General features: G+C 29.0%; 35 protein-coding genes and 2 pseudogenes. 15 read left to right on the forward strand and 22 right to left on the reverse strand.

Annotated features, from left to right (window positions below):
• Window positions 1–257 precede the first annotated feature (257 nt).
• From FVE74_RS11290 to FVE74_RS11340, 15 genes and pseudogenes are all read right to left on the reverse strand, one after another.
• On the reverse strand, window positions 258–485 hold the full coding sequence (locus tag FVE74_RS11290; RefSeq protein WP_147004645.1) for a hypothetical protein: 228 nt from the start codon (window positions 483–485) through the stop codon (window positions 258–260).
• Between the two features lie 9 nt (window positions 486–494).
• Complete coding sequence (locus tag FVE74_RS11695) at window positions 495–632, reverse strand: hypothetical protein (protein ID WP_172617505.1); 138 nt, start codon at window positions 630–632, stop codon at window positions 495–497.
• 45 nt (window positions 633–677) lie between these two features.
• Window positions 678–896 carry a hypothetical protein gene (locus FVE74_RS11295; RefSeq protein ID WP_147003795.1) on the reverse strand — a complete coding sequence of 73 codons (219 nt, stop codon included), beginning with the start codon at window positions 894–896 and terminating at the stop codon, window positions 678–680.
• Window positions 896–1204 carry a hypothetical protein gene (locus FVE74_RS11300; RefSeq protein ID WP_147004646.1) on the reverse strand — a complete coding sequence of 103 codons (309 nt, stop codon included), beginning with the start codon at window positions 1202–1204 and terminating at the stop codon, window positions 896–898. The genes FVE74_RS11295 and FVE74_RS11300 overlap by 1 nt, the downstream gene beginning before the upstream one ends.
• A gap of 77 nt (window positions 1205–1281) precedes the next feature.
• The gene (locus tag FVE74_RS11305) at window positions 1282–1668 is read right to left on the reverse strand and encodes a hypothetical protein (RefSeq protein ID WP_147004647.1); all 387 of its coding nucleotides are present in this window, start codon (window positions 1666–1668) and stop codon (window positions 1282–1284) included.
• A complete protein-coding gene (locus tag FVE74_RS11310) occupies window positions 1629–1817 on the reverse strand; it encodes a hypothetical protein (protein ID WP_147003793.1) in 189 nt (62 codons plus the stop codon). Before FVE74_RS11310 ends, FVE74_RS11305 begins: the two co-directional genes overlap by 40 nt.
• A gap of 1 nt (window position 1818) precedes the next feature.
• Entirely contained in the window at window positions 1819–2433 is a 615-nt protein-coding gene (locus tag FVE74_RS11315; RefSeq protein ID WP_147004648.1) for a Rha family transcriptional regulator, read from the reverse strand.
• 197 nt (window positions 2434–2630) lie between these two features.
• The gene (locus FVE74_RS11320; protein WP_172617506.1) at window positions 2631–2846 is read right to left on the reverse strand and encodes a hypothetical protein; all 216 of its coding nucleotides are present in this window, start codon (window positions 2844–2846) and stop codon (window positions 2631–2633) included.
• Complete coding sequence (locus FVE74_RS11700) at window positions 2803–3318, reverse strand: hypothetical protein (RefSeq protein WP_172617507.1); 516 nt, start codon at window positions 3316–3318, stop codon at window positions 2803–2805. The genes FVE74_RS11320 and FVE74_RS11700 overlap by 44 nt, the downstream gene beginning before the upstream one ends.
• 1257 nt (window positions 3319–4575) lie before the next feature.
• Complete coding sequence (locus FVE74_RS11325; protein ID WP_147004650.1) at window positions 4576–4761, reverse strand: hypothetical protein; 186 nt, start codon at window positions 4759–4761, stop codon at window positions 4576–4578.
• A 128-nt stretch (window positions 4762–4889) separates the two neighbouring features.
• Entirely contained in the window at window positions 4890–5072 is a 183-nt protein-coding gene (locus tag FVE74_RS12045; protein WP_232054129.1) for a hypothetical protein, read from the reverse strand.
• A gap of 79 nt (window positions 5073–5151) precedes the next feature.
• A pseudogene (locus FVE74_RS12315) lies at window positions 5152–5211 on the reverse strand (hypothetical protein); the annotation flags it as partial.
• Entirely contained in the window at window positions 5187–5309 is a 123-nt protein-coding gene (locus FVE74_RS12320; protein WP_420028892.1) for a hypothetical protein, read from the reverse strand. The pseudogene FVE74_RS12315 and the gene FVE74_RS12320, both read right to left, overlap by 25 nt.
• Window positions 5310–5338: 29 nt before the next feature.
• Window positions 5339–5722, reverse strand: coding sequence for a hypothetical protein (locus FVE74_RS11335; protein WP_147004651.1), 384 nt, complete (start codon window positions 5720–5722; stop codon window positions 5339–5341).
• A gap of 179 nt (window positions 5723–5901) precedes the next feature.
• Entirely contained in the window at window positions 5902–6141 is a 240-nt protein-coding gene (locus FVE74_RS11340; RefSeq protein WP_060918244.1) for a hypothetical protein, read from the reverse strand.
• Between the two features lie 99 nt (window positions 6142–6240).
• Between FVE74_RS11340 and FVE74_RS11345 the strand changes: the two genes are divergently transcribed.
• Complete coding sequence (locus FVE74_RS11345) at window positions 6241–6711, forward strand: hypothetical protein (protein ID WP_147004652.1); 471 nt, start codon at window positions 6241–6243, stop codon at window positions 6709–6711.
• Window positions 6712–6861: 150 nt separating this feature from the next.
• Here the strand turns inward: FVE74_RS11345 and FVE74_RS11705 are convergent, their stop codons facing one another.
• The 7 genes from FVE74_RS11705 to FVE74_RS11365 form a co-directional block, all read right to left on the reverse strand.
• A complete protein-coding gene (locus FVE74_RS11705; protein WP_172617508.1) occupies window positions 6862–6999 on the reverse strand; it encodes a hypothetical protein in 138 nt (45 codons plus the stop codon).
• 326 nt (window positions 7000–7325) lie between these two features.
• Window positions 7326–7496, reverse strand: a complete 171-nt coding sequence (locus tag FVE74_RS11710) for a hypothetical protein (protein WP_172617509.1) — start codon at window positions 7494–7496, stop codon at window positions 7326–7328.
• A 115-nt stretch (window positions 7497–7611) separates the two neighbouring features.
• Window positions 7612–8019, reverse strand: a complete 408-nt coding sequence (locus FVE74_RS11350; RefSeq protein ID WP_147004653.1) for a hypothetical protein — start codon at window positions 8017–8019, stop codon at window positions 7612–7614.
• Window positions 8020–8305: 286 nt separating this feature from the next.
• Entirely contained in the window at window positions 8306–8380 is a 75-nt protein-coding gene (locus FVE74_RS12325; RefSeq protein WP_232054128.1) for an excalibur calcium-binding domain-containing protein, read from the reverse strand.
• Window positions 8367–8489, reverse strand: a complete 123-nt coding sequence (locus FVE74_RS12205; protein ID WP_269473174.1) for a hypothetical protein — start codon at window positions 8487–8489, stop codon at window positions 8367–8369. The genes FVE74_RS12325 and FVE74_RS12205 overlap by 14 nt, the downstream gene beginning before the upstream one ends.
• A 145-nt stretch (window positions 8490–8634) precedes the next feature.
• Window positions 8635–8817 (reverse strand): ImmA/IrrE family metallo-endopeptidase, encoded by a 183-nt coding sequence (locus tag FVE74_RS12330; RefSeq protein ID WP_147004661.1) that lies wholly within the window; start codon window positions 8815–8817, stop codon window positions 8635–8637.
• A gap of 173 nt (window positions 8818–8990) precedes the next feature.
• On the reverse strand, window positions 8991–9212 hold the full coding sequence (locus FVE74_RS11365; RefSeq protein ID WP_147004654.1) for a hypothetical protein: 222 nt from the start codon (window positions 9210–9212) through the stop codon (window positions 8991–8993).
• 1062 nt (window positions 9213–10274) lie between these two features.
• On the opposite strand from FVE74_RS11365, the gene FVE74_RS11715 reads away from it, so the two are divergent.
• The 14 genes and pseudogenes from FVE74_RS11715 to FVE74_RS12065 all read left to right on the forward strand — a co-directional run bounded on the left by FVE74_RS11715 (window position 10275) and on the right by FVE74_RS12065 (window position 16434).
• Window positions 10275–10424 carry a hypothetical protein gene (locus FVE74_RS11715; RefSeq protein ID WP_172617510.1) on the forward strand — a complete coding sequence of 50 codons (150 nt, stop codon included), beginning with the start codon at window positions 10275–10277 and terminating at the stop codon, window positions 10422–10424.
• A 161-nt stretch (window positions 10425–10585) separates the two neighbouring features.
• Window positions 10586–10765, forward strand: a complete 180-nt coding sequence (locus FVE74_RS11370; protein ID WP_147004655.1) for a hypothetical protein — start codon at window positions 10586–10588, stop codon at window positions 10763–10765.
• A 393-nt stretch (window positions 10766–11158) separates the two neighbouring features.
• Window positions 11159–11320 carry a hypothetical protein gene (locus FVE74_RS11720; protein WP_172617511.1) on the forward strand — a complete coding sequence of 54 codons (162 nt, stop codon included), beginning with the start codon at window positions 11159–11161 and terminating at the stop codon, window positions 11318–11320.
• Window positions 11321–11634: 314 nt separating this feature from the next.
• Window positions 11635–12048, forward strand: a complete 414-nt coding sequence (locus tag FVE74_RS11375; RefSeq protein ID WP_147004656.1) for a hypothetical protein — start codon at window positions 11635–11637, stop codon at window positions 12046–12048.
• Between the two features lie 304 nt (window positions 12049–12352).
• Window positions 12353–12754: pseudogene (locus FVE74_RS12245) on the forward strand (YqaJ viral recombinase family protein).
• 36 nt (window positions 12755–12790) lie between these two features.
• Window positions 12791–12922 carry a hypothetical protein gene (locus FVE74_RS12210; protein WP_269473175.1) on the forward strand — a complete coding sequence of 44 codons (132 nt, stop codon included), beginning with the start codon at window positions 12791–12793 and terminating at the stop codon, window positions 12920–12922.
• A gap of 2 nt (window positions 12923–12924) precedes the next feature.
• Complete coding sequence (locus tag FVE74_RS11385; RefSeq protein WP_147004658.1) at window positions 12925–13149, forward strand: hypothetical protein; 225 nt, start codon at window positions 12925–12927, stop codon at window positions 13147–13149.
• Between the two features lie 256 nt (window positions 13150–13405).
• A complete protein-coding gene (locus FVE74_RS11390) occupies window positions 13406–13840 on the forward strand; it encodes a hypothetical protein (RefSeq protein WP_147004659.1) in 435 nt (144 codons plus the stop codon).
• 42 nt (window positions 13841–13882) lie between these two features.
• Window positions 13883–14239, forward strand: a complete 357-nt coding sequence (locus FVE74_RS12215; protein ID WP_420028893.1) for a recombinase RecT — start codon at window positions 13883–13885, stop codon at window positions 14237–14239.
• Window positions 14240–14346: 107 nt separating this feature from the next.
• The gene (locus FVE74_RS12220; protein WP_420028894.1) at window positions 14347–14688 is read left to right on the forward strand and encodes a recombinase RecT; all 342 of its coding nucleotides are present in this window, start codon (window positions 14347–14349) and stop codon (window positions 14686–14688) included.
• Window positions 14689–14876: 188 nt separating this feature from the next.
• Entirely contained in the window at window positions 14877–15071 is a 195-nt protein-coding gene (locus FVE74_RS11400) for a hypothetical protein (RefSeq protein WP_147003772.1), read from the forward strand.
• Window positions 15072–15078: 7 nt separating this feature from the next.
• Window positions 15079–15270, forward strand: a complete 192-nt coding sequence (locus FVE74_RS11405) for a hypothetical protein (protein ID WP_147004660.1) — start codon at window positions 15079–15081, stop codon at window positions 15268–15270.
• A gap of 461 nt (window positions 15271–15731) precedes the next feature.
• On the forward strand, window positions 15732–15974 hold the full coding sequence (locus tag FVE74_RS12060; RefSeq protein ID WP_232054121.1) for a hypothetical protein: 243 nt from the start codon (window positions 15732–15734) through the stop codon (window positions 15972–15974).
• 115 nt (window positions 15975–16089) lie between these two features.
• Window positions 16090–16434, forward strand: coding sequence for a tyrosine-type recombinase/integrase (locus FVE74_RS12065; RefSeq protein WP_232054122.1), 345 nt, complete (start codon window positions 16090–16092; stop codon window positions 16432–16434).
• Window positions 16435–17073 lie beyond the last annotated feature (639 nt).

Genomic DNA, 17073 nt, shown 5'->3' on the forward strand with positions numbered 1-17073 from the left:
AGAAGTGTTTTGTATTCAACTTGCAACAACGGATAACCGTTGTCTATTTTCAAAATTATTCCGTCTAATATTGTTTTTTCTGCCATTTATTCCTCCTAACTTTATAAGTTCTCACCATAATCGTTTATTTTATCATATTGCTCTTTTGCCTTTTAAGTTCTGCTTCATACTCAGATATTTTATTCTCTAGTTCTTTAAGCTCACCTTTGTTTTTGCTTTCTAAGTACAATGTATAATTTCTGACTACAATATTTGCCTTATTGAGAACTTATTTCTTCTATTGATAAATCCCAACTTTGATAATCTTTCATATCACTTAAACGTATATCAAACTGTATTTTCTTTTCATAATTTAACTCAAACGATATAATGAAATAATCTATGTAATTTGTGTGTTCTTTTATTTCAAATTTTCTTACTCTTTCATCTTTCAATATTTCAGTTAATTCTTTTATCTTTATTCCATATAATTCAATAAGTTTCATTTTATTTCCTCATTTCTTTTTATACTTGTCTTTATTTAATATCTTCTCAAAAGTTGCTCTTTTATCATTTTTACTCCAAAGATTTCCAAAGAAACCACGTTTTTCCCAGTTTTTTAAATTAAACTGCATTCTATCCTTATTTTTCATACTTTCTCCTTTTTTTATTTTTCTTCCTAACCTTTTTCTACTGAACTACGCTAACACTATTACTTTTATTCCTACTGCTGCTAAAAATATTAAAGTACCTGAAATTAAAAGTGTAATATATAGTGAAAGCAAGTAACTTGTTTTGTTTTTTGCCTCCTTGTATTCATAAATAGCACTATTAAAGCAAGCTGTCATAAACAATATCGAAAATGCCATAATAGAAACTGAAAAGATCACTCCTGTTATTTTATATAATATTTCCATTATTTTTCCTCCTTAATAATCCCTCTATAATACCCATCTTTAAGCCTCTTTCTAAATAACTTAAAGTGATTGGGATAAACTTCTAAAAGCTCATAAACCAATCTTTCGTTCAAGTAAACAGGCTCTAGATGGTATTTCTCCAAAAATTCCTGCTTAGGAATGTTATGTATCTCCGTATGGTGATGTCTACATAAGCTCAAAAATCTTGTTTCTAATCCTGTATCGAACTCATAGCCACCAATTTCATTTACATTATCGTAATGCTCCAAGTCGACTGTATTGTATTCATTATGAGGTCTTCCATACACAGCATATTCTTTTTCTCAAACAACTTATAACGTATCTCTGTATATCTGGCACTATTTCCCTTATGTGCCTTGCTCTTTTATCCTTTGAATCTAATATACAAATTTACATCTTGCTCTATTGCAAACTCAATTATAAACTGTATAAAGTTTGTCGCCTGTTCCAAAGTCAAGGCATTCTTTTTCATCGGTGACAGGCTGAAGTTACTTATTTCGTATACTGTTCCGAACAGGGCTTTGAAATAGTTTTTTGTATAATCCAAACCCCAGCCTTTTGAATTTGCGAACTGGTCAAATAGGACATAGCAAAGTTTCATCTGGTCATCTGTTATAGTGTTCTGTGGTATTATCTCTATATCATATCCTTTCAGTTCTTCCTGCCACTCTTTTATCCTCTTTGCTGGCTTGTTAGTTGGATAAAAAAGCCTTATTTTCTTATTTTCTCTGTCGATTTCTGTGTAAGCCATTTATTTTTAGCCTTCCTTTTTTTAATAAATTTAATACCCTTAAATAAATTGGCATTAAGTTTTGCAAATTCAATATCACGGTTGTTCATTTCTGTATTGCATAATATCTTTTCTTTTATTCTTTTAAATGTTTTCTCTTTTTCATCCATCTCAATTCCTCAATTCTGCTTTTTCTATCCAGTTCTGAACATACAGTAAGGCATTTTTCAAATCTTTTCTCTTCACATCACGGTAACTCGCAACTCCAAATCTGTCTTTCAAATCTCTGTATATTGCTGAAAACATTAATTTTCTTTCTGCATCTACTACGTCAAGTCTTTGAAATACTCTTATAGATACTGCTTTTTGTAACTTTCTTTGTTCTGTATGATCTATTCTTATCTCGTTATCAACTTTGTTTTCCACGATGTCAATTCTATGCTTAACGCTCTTCATTTCATTTGCCTGCAATATGATCATATCTTCTACTGTCATTGGTTTTTGAAGCTGTTCGATTTTTTCGATAAGCTTAAACCTTGTTTCAGCATTATATCTTGCTCCAAGCTGCAAGACACCTTTGTAATTTAATAAAAAGGCAGGCTGTTTTCTGTTAAAATTATCCGTATATTCAGTCGGCACAAAAATGAGCCGACCTCTTTCTTCTCCCAATTTATCTATTTCATCCCTGATATCTCTTAAAATACTTTTGTGATCTTTTCCTGTTATTTCCGCCACTTCTAAACTTGTCAATGTATTTTTAGCTTCTATGTTTATTAATTCGTTCATTAATATTCCTCCTATTTTTTATTCAATAAATTGTTTCAAATTAGGTCTAAAATAATTTTTACCTTTTATTATCTTTCCATCTTCCCTGAAAACAGCTTCTCCATTTTCAAGTTTTGACATATTGCTTCTGTGGACTTCCTCGAATGCTTCCAAAATTAGTTCATCGTTAAACCAAGTTCTTTGTTTGTAATAATCAATTACAAAAACTGGTTGCCGTATGCCCCTAGTTCAAGTGTTGTGCCTATCGCTATATAATACATATCACAAATAGCATCTAATTTCTCTACATCTGTCTCAGCTTCTAAAAATTCCTTTAGTTCTTCATCAAACAATCTATTTCTTAATTTCATCCGCTCAATGCTTGTTGCTCTATATACTTCCTTGTTCAGATATTTCTCTTGTCCAAAAGCCACATAGAACTCCTTGACAAGTTTTTTCATTTTCTCCAAATATCTTATATCCATTTTTTTTAAATCTAATATTTCTGCATTTATCATTTTTTATTTCCTCCACTTCTATTTCAACTCTCGGATTTTTCTTATCCATTCCACCAACTCGGTCAATTGATTCTTTAAAATATTTTACATTGTCATTTTTAACAATCCCAAGTTCCTGCAAGGCATCGTTAAAAAATTTATCAATAACAGATGTTACGTTTTTTAAATCAGAATTATCATTTTTATAAAAATATTTATACCTTACTTGATAGCTTCCTTTTATTTTTTCTTTGTTGCTGAGTAGCTTCAATCTGATTAATTCGTGATACGCTTTCTTGACTTCATTAATTTGAAATCCGTTTGCTCTTTGATACCAGTTCATACCGATAAGTGTCTGCTGTTTTTTATTTACGTTCCAGTAAACTGGTAATTCCAACCTAATCACCATAAATCACCTCATGTACCTTCAGAATTTTTAAAGGCTCTTCAATTTTCCAGGGGCATTTAATATCAGCAATTAAAGTTGTCCCCTTGCTGAACTTGTAATACCCTCCTGCACATCGTTCCAGAATCTGTCATCTGCAATCTCTGTGTTTCCATATAAGTCCTCGTTGTGATACAATTTCCACCCTTTGCGGTCATTAAAATCTATCACTATTACTTTTGCTTTTATTTTTCTTTTAGCATTTTTTATTTCCTCCTTATTTTATTTCATCTTGACTTTCATCATTTTCTCCACCATTCTATATATTCTCCCTTTGTGATATAATATTAGCGACAATAATTTTATACAGAAAGGGTGTTTTTCATAGACAATATTGATATAAAGATTTTAAAATTTATTAATAAATATGAAGTTGTTCCACGACATAAAATTTTCAAGAAATTTCCAGAATATAAATTTGATACATCTTTTCGATTGGAAAATCTCGAAAAATTTGATAGTATTCAAATTAATGATATTTCAATTTTTGTGTCCCATATATTTGTAGATTATATAAAAACACAAAAATTCTTTTGGTAAAATCTCCTATGTCGAAACAGAATTCTATTTTTTATCAAATTTATCAAAAAAAATTTAAAAAAAATCTCGTTTCAGCATTTTTAATAACAAACTTAAAGATTTTATTTTTGATTTAATAAAAATATTAAAGAATAAGTAATTTTCTTACTAACAATATAGTGATTGTTGTAATAATAGCAATCACTATTGATAAAAAATTAAAAATAAAATTTCTTTATAAATCAAAGATCTTTGTTCAACACTTTTTTCTGCTTTTATTTCTTGCAATTCCAATGTTTCTAAAATAAAACCAATTCTTCTTTTTCATATTTTTTTCTTCAAATATTTTTTTTAGTTTTTCTGTCTGTTCAAAAAATCTTCTGGAAGACCTTTAAAACATATTACTTTACCTTCCAATTGATTTATTTTATCCATTATTCCTCCTAATATAATTCCTCAAAGTCTTTTTTGTATAAATCTTTTCTTCGGCTTTCCCAGCTAAATATATGTTTTACATTTACTGCGGATTCTGTCTAATAATTTATCGCTGCCGTTTATGTTAAAAAAACTTGATAATTGCTTAGCATCTAAATTTGTGTTTATTATTAGAGGCTTATTGTTCTCATAAATGAAATTCAGGATCATAAACATTTTTCTTTTCCCCAGTCGCTTAAAAATTCATTTCCCAGGTCATCAAAATTATCAATTCCGCTTTGGATAATCTGCTGAATAAAAATCATCATTCTCATTTTCAAAACTTTTATAGCTTTTTCTGATTTCTTCTAGCAAATCAGATAAAGTTGTCTTGTAAACAAGATATTTTTGATTCAAAACATTCATTATGCAAGTTGTATAATAAGTTTTGCCAGTTCCAGGATTACCGCTCATTAATATCCCAAGCCCTTTTGTTTGATTATTTCAAAGTTTTGCAATACTTCTCAAATGACTTTTAAATTCCATTTCCTTGGTTGATTTGACTTCTGCATTTTCAAATCTCTTATGCCAATCCTGTTCCATTAATTTTGATAAGCCCATATATTTTCAATTTCTTTCTCTTTAAAAATACTAGCTGATACACTTGGAGCACTAATTCCAGTCATCGAATCCCTTTGAGTAGTCTGGCTTATAATCATTGTGCTTGTCAAACCCTTTTTTCTCAGCATTTCCTGTATAGCTTCTCTTATTCCTTGTGTTTCCATTGTTATTTCCTCCTGTTTTTTGTTTTAAATAACTCTCAAACTTGTTTCCAAAAAGCGTTTCTGGACGCAAATATTTCTCCATATCTGTGCCTAGCCATTCTTTGCACTTCTTGTCTATAACGGTTTTAAAGTCTTCCAGCTCATATTTTCTCTTAGCCTTGCTTTTATTAGTTTTTGTGTTTTAGGTGATGTTGAACTATATTTTTCTTTTCCTGTACGTTCTGTTTTTCTGTTCAAATAATCTATCACCGAACTATATATATTATTTAATATATTAGTATTATTATAATTATATATAGTATTATTATTTGTCGGATTTTTTCCGAGTTTTTGACTCTTTTCGGATTTTTTCCGAGATTATTCGGATTTTTTTCCGAGTTTTCTTCAAAAGACGGATTTTTTTCCGAATTATTTTCTTTAAATTCATTCCAAGTTTTACCTTTTGCAGTAATTCTTATTAAATCCTTTTTACCTTGTTTAATATATTCAATAAGTCCTTTTTCTTGTAGTGCTTTCAAATTTCTGTAAACAGTATCAGACTTTTCAAAAAACATTGGCAGTTCATCTAATATCAAATTTCTTGATACAAAATAATATGTTTTATTCTCAATAATTTCTTCTTTTGCCCAAGCAGGTGCCTCGTAAAGCAAAAAAATAAAATTCCTTGAGTAGCTTTTATTTGCCACTCCATACATTTCGCATTGTTTAAATATGTTGAAAATCTCATCTTTTCCTCTCCTATATATTGTGTTTTTAAACATACTATGTTATAATAAACACAATATATAGTATCTTTTATTTTCTAGCACTCTTCGGAGTGCTTTTTTTGTTAATTAAATTTTCCCAGTCTCAATCTTTTCTGATCCCTTATTATGAAATATCCCTGACTGTTAAAGTATATTTCGTTTACTGTCGTTCTTTTTGTCCTGGAATCAAATAATAATATACTTGCTCCTGTTACTTTTCCGTGCCTCTTGCTAACCCTCTTAATCTTTTCCCTATTCCCTGTTTCTTCTAAGATATACAAATTTTCATATCTCAGACATTTCTCTAAAAATTCTTTAAACATTTATCCTCCTTGAAATTTATAATTTACTATGATATACTTTCTGTGTTAGCAATATCTTAAATTGAGTGCTAACATCCTAAAAGAAAGGGGGTACTTTTTATGCCTTTACCTGAAAGCCTTCAAAAATTGCTGAATAATCCTAATATCCAAAAAATGCAATTAATGATGAATTACCCAAGCGTCCAAAGAATGCAGCAAATATTTGACAACTATCCAAAAATAAACGAGTTCAGGGAAAAAGTTTATTATAGTAATTTGAATATTCAAATGCCGATTCAAATAATGGATTCCCAATTGCAAATTATAAAAAATTATTCTGAAGTTTATTCAAAAACGTATAATTGGAACAATATTATAAGTTCAGCTATCGGTGCTTACAATTCTACTCAAGAAGAGGAATTTGAAGTTGTTATCGAAAATTTTCCAGTTATTTTTTTGAAACCTCGATTAAATGAATATATCAGGATATTTCAAAACTTGGAAATTCCTGAAAATATTTCTGTTTATTTAGGATTTGCAAGTTATATTTTCTTTGGCTTGCACCATATGCGACATTTGTTCCTGCTTTAGAGCCTGTTTTATTAGAAGTTCTCAAATGGATTGTTGAAGTTTTAAAATCTTTTGGTGTTATCGTTTTGGAATATAAAACTCCAAAGAAATTTGCTGAGCTTACTTTTTCTATTGGAACTCCTGCTTTTATTTCTTTTATTTTTTAGCTTTCTAAAAAGTAACGTACAAAATTGATTTAATCAATAAATACAACATTGCAAAAGGTAGTGAATACATCACTATCTTTTTAATTTTTCCTGAAAAATGATAAATTATCATAGAAATTATCAATGCTATTATATCTTTCATTTCTCTCCTTTCTTAACTCTTATTTTCATCTCAATACGCTAAATCTCCTTCACTTCTTAGATTTATAAATTTATATTAAGAATTTTAAAATAAAATACGTTATAATTCCTAAAACGATTAATATACTCGCCATCACTATTTTGTAAATATTTACAAAGAAAAACCTCTTAAATCTTACAGGTATATGAAACAGCAGTATATTAATCCAAAATTCAGCCACTATGGATATAATCTTTATCCATAGTTTTTTTATTTTCATCTCACACCTCCTCCCTCGATTCCTGAATTTTTTCTTGCATTAACGCAATGAAATTTTCAAAAAAAAATTAAAAGTCATCTATTATTTTTTCAACTTTTTTAATTATTTCAGAATTATTATTTTTTATTGCCAGCCTTAATCCCCAGTTAGAATACCCAATTTTATCCATTATATCTTTCCAGTAAATTTTTTTTTCTATCATTTTCATTCTGATTTGTGTATATTTATCAATTTTCATTTTTCACCACCTCTGTATTATGATACCACAATTCTTGCGTTAATGCAAGAATTTTTTGAATAAAAAGAGTTATTCCAATTTTGAAATAACTCTATAAAAATTAATTTTACTGACACTATTTGCTTGGAACTAATTTAATAGTGACACCTGAAACTGTTAATTGGACATCATCATTAAAATAGGCATTTTTAAATTCTTTTACATAGAATCCGTCCCCGCTCGTACCAAAAACTTCGTTGATACCACCCTCAAACATATTATCTGATGAAATATTCCCATTTCCTTTTACTGCGATAACATCGTAAATTCCACGTTCAATATCCTTTCCAACAACATAGTTACCACTACTGAAAGTATATTCTTTTTTGGCTGGATTTTCTTTGGGTTTTAAATTTTTGGTTTGTGCAGCCTTACTTGAAAGTTTTATAACTGCAGTGCCATTTACTGTAATAGAAATATCTTTTTTATCTAATTTTAAATTTTTAAATTCTTTAACACTTACACCATCATCTTGTGTTCCCATCACCTGATTGATTCCCCCATCATACATGTTACTACTTGAAACATTTCCAGTACCCTTAATAGCAGTTATATCGTAAATCCCAGCAGGAATATCTACTCCTACATAATGTCCTGCAGATAATTCAACTTCATAGGCTTCTGTTTGAGTGTTTTCTTTCTACTTTTTTTATTTGCTTTAGTTTCTTTGAGTTCTACCCTTTTCCATCTCCGCATGATGCGATTAAAACACCTAAACACAAAATCAACAGCATTTTTTTCATAAATTTCCTCCATTTATATTTTATAAATTATTTACTTTCACAAGCGATCCCATCTCTATCCCTGTCTAAATGTCTTGCATATCCAGGCTCACCCTTTTTGATATTTTATAGCCTTTTGATCTAGCTTCCTTACAATTTTTAAATATAATGTTTCCGTAAATGCATTAGTACTGATAAATGCTAATGTCAAAATTACAAATAATTTTTTCATTTTGATTCCTCCATCTTTTTATATTCCGAAACCAAAATTAACCCCAAATTTTATTATTTTATATATCTTTTCATTTCTTCCAACACTTGCAATCCTAAATCACAATTTCTAGCAACTTCATAACTAACTTCTTCTTGATATTTCATTAATTCTGCTGCAAATTCATTTGCTTCGTTTTCCAACTCTGGATTATAATTAAAAAATTAATTTTCATAAGAAGTTTATTTTTTGAACTGTGATAAATCGCATGTCCTAATTCGTGGCACAGCACAACTAACTTTGAATATTCGTCCAGTTTTTCATTTATAACAATGTATTTTCTTTTAATATTCGCCTAAAGAAGCCTTTTATACCTTCGTAATAAAAGTATCTTATTTCAATGTTTAATTTTCACACAATATATACGGATTACTAGTATTATATTTCTCTACCAAATTTTTACTCTGAGTTTCATATTTCTACGTTTTCTCATATAAAACCTCTATTTCTTTTGTTTTAGCGTCAAAAAAAAAGTTCTTGCAAACTATCATGCAATCTTTTCTTATCTTCATCACTTATGCTATTATCGTTAAAAAGTAGGCTGCCCTTTTCAATTTCACTATACTGATCACGTTCTCTTTTATTTAATTTAGCAAATCTTATATCTTCGTTTTCATTTAGCAATCCTGCCAATTTATACATTTCAATTACATCAAGCCCTAATATCTCTGAAATCCCTTTCAATACTTCTGCCTTTATGCTTTCTGTTATACCGTTTTCATAACGTGATAATGAAGATTCGGCATATTTTATCCCTCTTTTTCAGTAATTCAGATATTTTATCCCTAGCTATATTTTTTTGCAACCTAGTTTCTTTTATAATCTTTCTCAATTTTCCTTGTCTTCCATATCTGTTACTCTAATCTGAATTTTATAGTATATTATACCTTAAAAAATTGCATAGTTGCAACTTTTTTAAAAATATCTTGCATTATTGCAAGTTATGTGGTATAATAGTTTTGTAGAAAAAATAAACATCTATATTTTTTAAAATTATCTTGCATTATTGCAAGAAAAAATATAGCAGGAGATGATAAAATGAGTTTTAGCGAAGGATTAAAATATGAAGAAGGAGCAAGAAAAAAAAATAAGAAGAGAATGGGCAGAAGAAAATTGCTTTGGTTATCCACAAGGCATAGCAAAAATGGAATACTATGAAAGCGGTTTTAAAGAACTGAAAAGAGAATTCCTGATGTAACAGAAGATGAAATAAAAGGTTTTGAATACGACGGAATATATGATGAATACGAATTAAGCCCATCAGAGTACGGAAACGAAGATTTGATAAAGATTATGAAAAAATCCGATATGATTCACAATGTATCGAATATAAAATGTGTAATTGTAGGAAGAAAACGAAAATTTAGTTTAGGAGAAATGTAATGGACAAGATGTGTGAACTTGCAAAACTATAAGTGATTTAAAGCTCACAAAGTGTGAGATAAGGAAAGGGCTAAGCGGATTTGAGGTTTTAACAATTTCTAAAAGATGCAAGTTAACGGTAAATGAAACTTGTGAACTTATAGAACGTCTTTTAGAGAACAATACAAATATAAAATTTTTAAAAAACGAGGTTACAAAATGAAATACACTTTATACAAAGACGACAAGTTTATTATGCAGAGAAAACATTTTTATCCCATAAAAATGTATCTTATAAAATCTTTGTGAATAAAAAATATTTATATATCATATACTGATTTAATGGATATGGCTAAGAAAAATAATTACAAAATGGAGGTAGAGATGAAATTTGGAGCATTGAAAATAGTAAACGAAAACAGTCAAAAGCAAGAGAAGAAATTGAAGCAAAGAAATTTAAAACAGAATCAAAAGCTATTTAACAAAAAAACAGCCAAAGCGACTAATTTTAAATCCAGACTGGAAATAAATTGATGTTTTATCAAGCTCATTGTAAATATTGCAGTGGGTTTGGATAAGATATTAATAAAAAAAATAGGAGGAAACAGAATGAGAAAAGAATTAAAAAAATAGAAAAATTTGTAAAACAAAATTGCGGAAATTTCGCATACGATGAAGAAATAGGAACAAAAGAAATGGAGTTAAAAGGGCTGACAATAATCTCAGAATATCGTGGATGGGATCAGAAATATGGAGAACCTGCATTTGAAACAAAATTTTTTAATAAAGCAGGAATAGAGTTAGCGTATAAAGAATTCTTGCCAGTATTCTCCTATGAGGAGTTTGTTGGAAACGATGATTGGTACATATTTTAAAACAGAAGACAGGTGCTAAAGTCTATAAAACACAAATAAAATCAACAATGTTGATTTAATCGCGCCATCTATGTCACTGCATATTTTGCACAAGGCATAGCTACTAGAATATGCAGAAATGTCATAATGAGTCTTCTTTTCTAATATTTATTTAATTTTTAACTGTATAGATGGCACGATTAAATTAATACAATATTCTTAATCAGTATCAAAAAAAGCATTTCTGAGCAACAAAAGAGCTTATCTAAGAGCATTTAAAGCAGATCGAATATTACTGATTAGGACATTGTAAATATAAAAATAAGGAGATAATAAAATGCAAAATTTTAGAAAATTGCCTGCGATGAAAAGAAAAATTGCAGGTGCAAGTAACAAATTAGGAAAATGAATGAAATGATAGAGAAAATTAAAAACGACAGCGAAATTGATGAAAATATAAAAAAATTGATGGAGCAAAACTTAAGATACTACGTTCAAAAAGAATACGGTATCGATGCAGGGTTTAAAAGTAGGAGGTGGAAAATGCGAAAAAATTTGATAATACTGGAACAATAATTTTAATTGTAGCAACTGCTCTAATGCAGATCGCAACAATTGAAGCCAAAGGGCATTGGATAATTGGAGGCAATGTGGCTTTTCCATTTTAGTGGTCATGCTGCTGTGGTGGTGTCCTAGAGCAGTAAAGGAATTTATGGGGTCTTGTAAATAGGGGCAATTTAAGAGAACAGGAGGATGTGTTTGGGAGTACTAAAAAAAGCAAAAAAAGAAAAAAATTAGAAAGGAAATTATAGAGAAAGCTGTCACTACAAAGGAAATTTTTAAAGATGAAAACAGGAAATCAAAAATAATGATTATGATGTGTCGAACTTATGCAAAAGTTACAGAAATTATTTCAAGATTCCAAAATAACTGACAAAAATCTTGAAAGTGGTGACACCAAAATAGAAAAGATAACAGAGGAACAAACACTTTGGTGCACTTTCAGTCTTGAAGATATTATACAAAGAAGCTTCAGAGCTTTGACAAGACTGATTAATGAATTTGAATTTGAAGATTTACATAATCCTGAGCAGACTGTTATCAAAGATTTTAAGAACGAATTTATCATTGTACATTTCAGAAAGATGTTTGAGCAAGAACTCATGGAAATAAAATCTAAGTTTAAGATATATTCAAAAACTAGATACAATACGACTGAAACTGCTTTACATCAAATGTTTATAATCTTTGCTTATTACAAGATCTTTAAAGAGAAGTCGAACAAAGAAAGTTTAGCAAGATAACTGGAATGTACTTAAAACATTAATCACAAAACGAACAGAAAATTTAAGGAAATAGAGGAAGTTATCAAAGAAAATGAAAAACAGACTTTGAAAAAGATATGCTGGAACTTCTAAAGTTTGAGGAAGCGGGATTCAAGATAAAATGGGCTGGTTATAGCAGGAAACAGGCATTGAAACTTAGGAGCAGGGCATAGATAAAAGAAATGGAGAAAAGTGAACTATAAAGCAATAAGTTATAAAAACGAAGAAGAATGGCTAAGCATAAGAAAAAAAAGGGATTGGTGGAAGCGATGCAGGAGCGATAATGGGAAAGAATAAATATAGAAATATTATTGATGTTTGGAAAGATAAAACTGGAAGAATACAAAATAATTTCGCAAGCCCTGCAGCTCAAAGAGGTAAGAACCTTGAAAAAAATATATTTAATTCCTACAAAGAGACAATCTCGATAAAAAATATTAGAAGTCAATAAAATGTACATCCATCCAAAATATGACTTCATACGGGCTAATTTAGATGGAGAAATTGTTTATCAGGATAAAAAGGGATACTTGAAATAAAGACAACTACAATAAATAAGTGGAATAAATATGTTGAGGAATGGCAGAACAATATTCCTGAAACCTATTTATATCAAATTTTATTACTTTTTTTGGTGACTGGCTATGAATACGCCGTATTAGTTGCTGAAATAAGAATGTTTTAAAACGAAGATACAACACCGTTTGATCTGGATAAAAGGTTGCAGACAATTGTAATCAATAGGTCAGATTGGGAAGATGAGATACAGGAACTTTTAAATAAAGAAATTGAATTTTGGGAATGTGTCAAAAACGATACAGAACCAAGAATGATAAAAAGTTATGGAGGTTAAAAATGGAAAAAATAATTGAAACATCATTAGTTGCATTACCTAAAATGGAGTTTGTTTTTGACAGTGAAAAAATAACCCCAGCCAAAATTGATAAAGATATGATTGATTTTGAAAAGGCTGAACAAAAAGTTGAAGAAATAGAAAAACTTTATAATATTGTATTTACGGATGTAAAAGACATCAAGAAATATAGAGAAGAAGTAGCGAGCATCAAAAACAAGTGCTGAAAAATTAATAGGATTTGATGGATTATTTAACAGCTGACACAAAGAAATCAATCAAAACTTATTAATTTAATCAAGAGAGTTGATGCAGTCAGAAAATATTTACATGACAAAGAAAAAAATTAGATAACGCTAAAAGAGAAAAATAAAATCAATAAAAGAATTTGTATTTAAATATAGACCAGAGTACTTAGTTTATTTAGTAGAAAATAAAAAATGGGAAAACAAAACATTTAAAGAGGATGATATTGAAACTGAAATGCAGCGACAATACGATGAATTAATCAGAAAAGAAGATTTTATAAAACAGGAAATTGAAAAAGCAAATAAAGAAATTAAATTCAAAATTGTATTTGAAAGCATGAAATATTTAATTCAAGAAGACTATACAGTCATTTCTAAAGCGATAAATGATAAAATGAATGAAATTAAGCAAACTGAAGAAAATTTAAGAATAAGAGCAGAAGAAGAAAAACAAAGAGAAATCGCTGAACTTGAAAGAAAAAGAGAAAGTGAAAAGCAAGAAGCAATTGCTAGAGCTCTTCAAGAAAAAGAGCAAAAAGAAACAGATAATACTCAAAAAAAGGATACTTACACTTGCGTAAAAGTTAACGGGCTTTCTAAAGAGATAGCGTTAGAATTAAAACGATTTTTAGATAAAAATAACATAAAATATTTTAAGGAGATGAAATAAAATGGCAGGAACTTTAACAAATCCTAAAAACAAACAAAAGGGATAGTAGGTGCAGCTACACTAAAATCAATGATAAATGATGAAAGAACAAAAAATAAATTCAAAGAATTACTAGGAAACAAGGCAGCTGGATTCTTAACTTCACTGCTGAATACTACAAATGGAAATAAACAATTACAGGAAGCAGAGCCACAAAGCGTTTTGAAGGCTGGAGCAATAGCTGCAACATTGGATTTACCAATTGATCCAAATTTAGGTTTCGCCTATGTTGTGCCTTACAAAAGAAAATACAAAGATAATCGCGGCAACTGGCAAGAAAAGAACGAGGCACAATTTCAATTGGGCTACAAAGGATTTATACAGCTTGCAATTAGAACTGGACAATATAAAAAAAATTAATGTTACAGAACTTTACGAAGGACAGTTTGAAAGCTATGATCAATTACTGATGAGCTTAAATATAATCTTGATGGAAAAATAAGCGATGAAGTAACTCATTATATTGCATATTTTCAAACCACAAATGGATTCGAAAATACAATGTAATGAGCAAGGAAGAAGTAAGAGAACATGCTAAGAAATTCAGTAAAACATTTCTTAAAAGTTCTTCAAGTTGGCAAACAAATTTTGACAGTATGGCAAAGAAAACTGTATTAAAATTATTGTTGAGTAAATTTGGAATTCTAAGCATTGAAATGCAGACAGCACAGAAAGTAGATCAGGCTGTTATAAAAGAAGTCGAGCCAAACGGAAACGTGGAAGTTGAATATGTAGACAGTCCTGACAATGCAAGCGATATTGTCGAAGAGGAAACAGAGATAACGATACTCAAAGTGATAATGAAATAGTTGAGAATTTTAATTCAGAAGATTTGTTTTAAAAAAAGCAAGGGTTAATTGAGGGCACTTTATAACAAAACAGGAGGAAAACAAGTGAGTAAATACAAGGTAGGATTTTATGTAAACAGCAGAGCAAATATCTATTCTACGAATGCCGAAGTTATTGATTTAGTTGAAGACTGGAAAAGGATGGATCAATGATAAAATATGCTGAGATACACAAAATCAAAATTGAAAATGAAACAAGATATGTAGCAAAAATGTATGTCACTTATAGAGACGAAATGATAGATAGTTTTAGCAGCAGTTATTTAGAAAAAGTTGTTGAATATTTAATAAGCAAAGAATACGTTATATCAAATTACTTTGATATGACAGAAATGGAGGGATAACAAAAAAATGAAATTACTGTTAAATGTGGAAGAAGCTTGCTCTTTTCTTCAAATGAACGAAAGAACTTTGAAAAGTGGATTGATTAGCGGAACTTTAGATATAGGAAGTGCAATAATTACAAAAGTTATAAATAATAAACCTAGATATAAGTACCACATCCCTATAAAAGAGCTGAAAATATATGGGAATAAGCTATGAGGATTTTTAAAAAATGAGGTAGCGGTATGAAAATGAGAAATCCGAACGGTTATGGTTCTGTAATTAGATTAAGAGAAAAGAAGAAAACCTTTTGCTGTAAGGGTTACAACTCATTGGGATAAGACTGGTAAACAACAATATAAATATATAGGTTATTATAAAACTCAAAAGAAGCTAATCAACAATTATTTTATTATAATGAACATCCGTATAATGTAGATGTTCAAAGTCTCACATTTTCGGAAGTTTACGAAAAATGGAAAACAGAAAAATTTGATACAATTGGTCGTTCATCACAATTAGGATATATTGCTGCATTTAAGAACTCTAAAATTTTACACCAATTACGATTTGTAAATTTAAAATCTTCTGATTTGCAAGAAGTTTTTTCCAGCACTAAAATCAAATATGGTTCGAAGAAAAAAATTAAGATTCTTTTTAATCAGCTATACGCTTATGCTATGAAAAATGATATCATCTCAAAAGATTATAGCAAATATATAGATATCGGAAAAAATACGGAAGAAAACACAAGAAAGCCTTTTACAAATAAAGAGATTGAAAGATTGTGGGATTTGCTGGATGAAAATGACTGGATTGACACTATTCTAATTCTTATTTATACAGGATTTAGAATTGGAGAATTGCTGGAAATTAAAAATAGTGATATTGATTTGAAGATAGAATCATTAAAGGTGGACTGAAAACAGAAGCTGGTAAAGATAGACTAGTTCCTATCCATTCTAAAATACTAAAACTTGTTGAAAATAGGATGAATACCAAAACGAATACTTGATTGTAAACTTCAAAGGCAAACAAATGAAATATGATAATTATTACAAAGAAAAATTTAAACCTATTATGGAAGAACTTGGAATGAATCATAAGCCACACGATACTAGACATACATTTGCAACATTACTAAGTAATGCAGACGCAAATAAAACATCAGTTAAGAAATTAATAGGACACAACAGTTATACAACAACTGAAAAATTTTATACTCACAAGGACATTGAAGAGCTCGAGAAAAGCGGTGGAAAAGATATAGTATTTTGTATATTGCTTGTATATTGTGTGTATATTGTAAGCATACATTTCTATACTTTTCCATACTTTTCCAAAATAAAACCCCTGAAAACCAATGTTTCCAAGGGTATATAAAATAATACAATTATCTTTTGAGAATTTTTAACAGTATTCAAATACCTATAAAATCTATTTCTTTGTTTAATTTGTATATTGTGCGTATATTGTAATTTTGCACTAAAAACTCTAACAATATTCGCAGTATTGCTAGAGTTATAAACATATTTACTACACTTTCATTTTATCACAGATAAATTGAAAAGGCAATGGAGTTAAAATGAAAAAATCAAAGAAAAAAAGAAATTAAAAATTTAAATGAACTTAAAATAAAGTTCTAAAGAAATGGATCTTAAAGAGTTAAAAAGAATTAAAATTGAAATTGAAAATATAATAAAAGTGAAGAAGAGCCTTAAAGGCTCTTGTTTTTTGGGTTGACATTTTAAGAAAATATGCTATAATTAAAACATAAATAAAACTGATAAATACTTTTAGTATATCCTTGTGATTCAGCAGCCGCTTAGAATTGCAAGGCATTTTTAATTATTGCTATCTGGATTATATAATTTTAGATGATTTCTTAATCCGTAGTTTATTGCTACAAAACATTTTCATCTAATAAATATGAACCATCAATATTATAATTTAAAATATTTTCCTTATGTCCATTTTGTATTTGCACAATATTTATAATACCTAAATCGTATAATTTCTTAA

Origin of the sequence: Leptotrichia wadei (assembly GCF_007990445.1) — a bacterium.
Lineage (GTDB): Bacteria > Fusobacteriota > Fusobacteriia > Fusobacteriales > Leptotrichiaceae > Leptotrichia > Leptotrichia wadei_A.

Excerpts from the sequence above, each read along its gene's own strand:
- FVE74_RS11290 (WP_147004645.1), bottom strand. The coding sequence starts at position 485 with ATGAAACTTATTGAATTATATGGAATAAAGATAAAAGAATTAACTGAA.
- FVE74_RS11695 (WP_172617505.1), bottom strand. The coding sequence starts at position 632 with ATGAAAAATAAGGATAGAATGCAGTTTAATTTAAAAAACTGGGAAAAA.
- FVE74_RS11295 (WP_147003795.1), bottom strand. The coding sequence starts at position 896 with ATGGAAATATTATATAAAATAACAGGAGTGATCTTTTCAGTTTCTATT.
- FVE74_RS11305 (WP_147004647.1), bottom strand. The coding sequence starts at position 1,668 with ATGGCTTACACAGAAATCGACAGAGAAAATAAGAAAATAAGGCTTTTT.
- FVE74_RS11310 (WP_147003793.1), bottom strand. The coding sequence starts at position 1,817 with ATGGATGAAAAAGAGAAAACATTTAAAAGAATAAAAGAAAAGATATTA.
- FVE74_RS11315 (WP_147004648.1), bottom strand. The coding sequence starts at position 2,433 with ATGAACGAATTAATAAACATAGAAGCTAAAAATACATTGACAAGTTTA.
- FVE74_RS11700 (WP_172617507.1), bottom strand. The coding sequence starts at position 3,318 with ATGGTGATTAGGTTGGAATTACCAGTTTACTGGAACGTAAATAAAAAA.
- FVE74_RS11325 (WP_147004650.1), bottom strand. The coding sequence starts at position 4,761 with ATGAGCGGTAATCCTGGAACTGGCAAAACTTATTATACAACTTGCATA.
- FVE74_RS12045 (WP_232054129.1), bottom strand. The coding sequence starts at position 5,072 with ATGGAAACACAAGGAATAAGAGAAGCTATACAGGAAATGCTGAGAAAA.
- FVE74_RS11340 (WP_060918244.1), bottom strand. The coding sequence starts at position 6,141 with ATGTTTAAAGAATTTTTAGAGAAATGTCTGAGATATGAAAATTTGTAT.
- FVE74_RS11345 (WP_147004652.1), top strand. The coding sequence starts at position 6,241 with ATGCCTTTACCTGAAAGCCTTCAAAAATTGCTGAATAATCCTAATATC.
- FVE74_RS11705 (WP_172617508.1), bottom strand. The coding sequence starts at position 6,999 with ATGAAAGATATAATAGCATTGATAATTTCTATGATAATTTATCATTTT.
- FVE74_RS11710 (WP_172617509.1), bottom strand. The coding sequence starts at position 7,496 with ATGAAAATTGATAAATATACACAAATCAGAATGAAAATGATAGAAAAA.
- FVE74_RS11350 (WP_147004653.1), bottom strand. The coding sequence starts at position 8,019 with ATGGGAACACAAGATGATGGTGTAAGTGTTAAAGAATTTAAAAATTTA.
- FVE74_RS12205 (WP_269473174.1), bottom strand. The coding sequence starts at position 8,489 with ATGAAAAAATTATTTGTAATTTTGACATTAGCATTTATCAGTACTAAT.
- FVE74_RS11715 (WP_172617510.1), top strand. The coding sequence starts at position 10,275 with ATGAAATTTGGAGCATTGAAAATAGTAAACGAAAACAGTCAAAAGCAA.
- FVE74_RS11370 (WP_147004655.1), top strand. The coding sequence starts at position 10,586 with ATGGAGTTAAAAGGGCTGACAATAATCTCAGAATATCGTGGATGGGAT.
- FVE74_RS11720 (WP_172617511.1), top strand. The coding sequence starts at position 11,159 with ATGATAGAGAAAATTAAAAACGACAGCGAAATTGATGAAAATATAAAA.
- FVE74_RS11375 (WP_147004656.1), top strand. The coding sequence starts at position 11,635 with ATGCAAAAGTTACAGAAATTATTTCAAGATTCCAAAATAACTGACAAA.
- FVE74_RS11385 (WP_147004658.1), top strand. The coding sequence starts at position 12,925 with ATGGAAAAAATAATTGAAACATCATTAGTTGCATTACCTAAAATGGAG.
- FVE74_RS11390 (WP_147004659.1), top strand. The coding sequence starts at position 13,406 with ATGCAGCGACAATACGATGAATTAATCAGAAAAGAAGATTTTATAAAA.
- FVE74_RS11400 (WP_147003772.1), top strand. The coding sequence starts at position 14,877 with ATGATAAAATATGCTGAGATACACAAAATCAAAATTGAAAATGAAACA.
- FVE74_RS11405 (WP_147004660.1), top strand. The coding sequence starts at position 15,079 with ATGAAATTACTGTTAAATGTGGAAGAAGCTTGCTCTTTTCTTCAAATG.
- FVE74_RS12060 (WP_232054121.1), top strand. The coding sequence starts at position 15,732 with ATGAAAAATGATATCATCTCAAAAGATTATAGCAAATATATAGATATC.
- FVE74_RS12065 (WP_232054122.1), top strand. The coding sequence starts at position 16,090 with ATGAAATATGATAATTATTACAAAGAAAAATTTAAACCTATTATGGAA.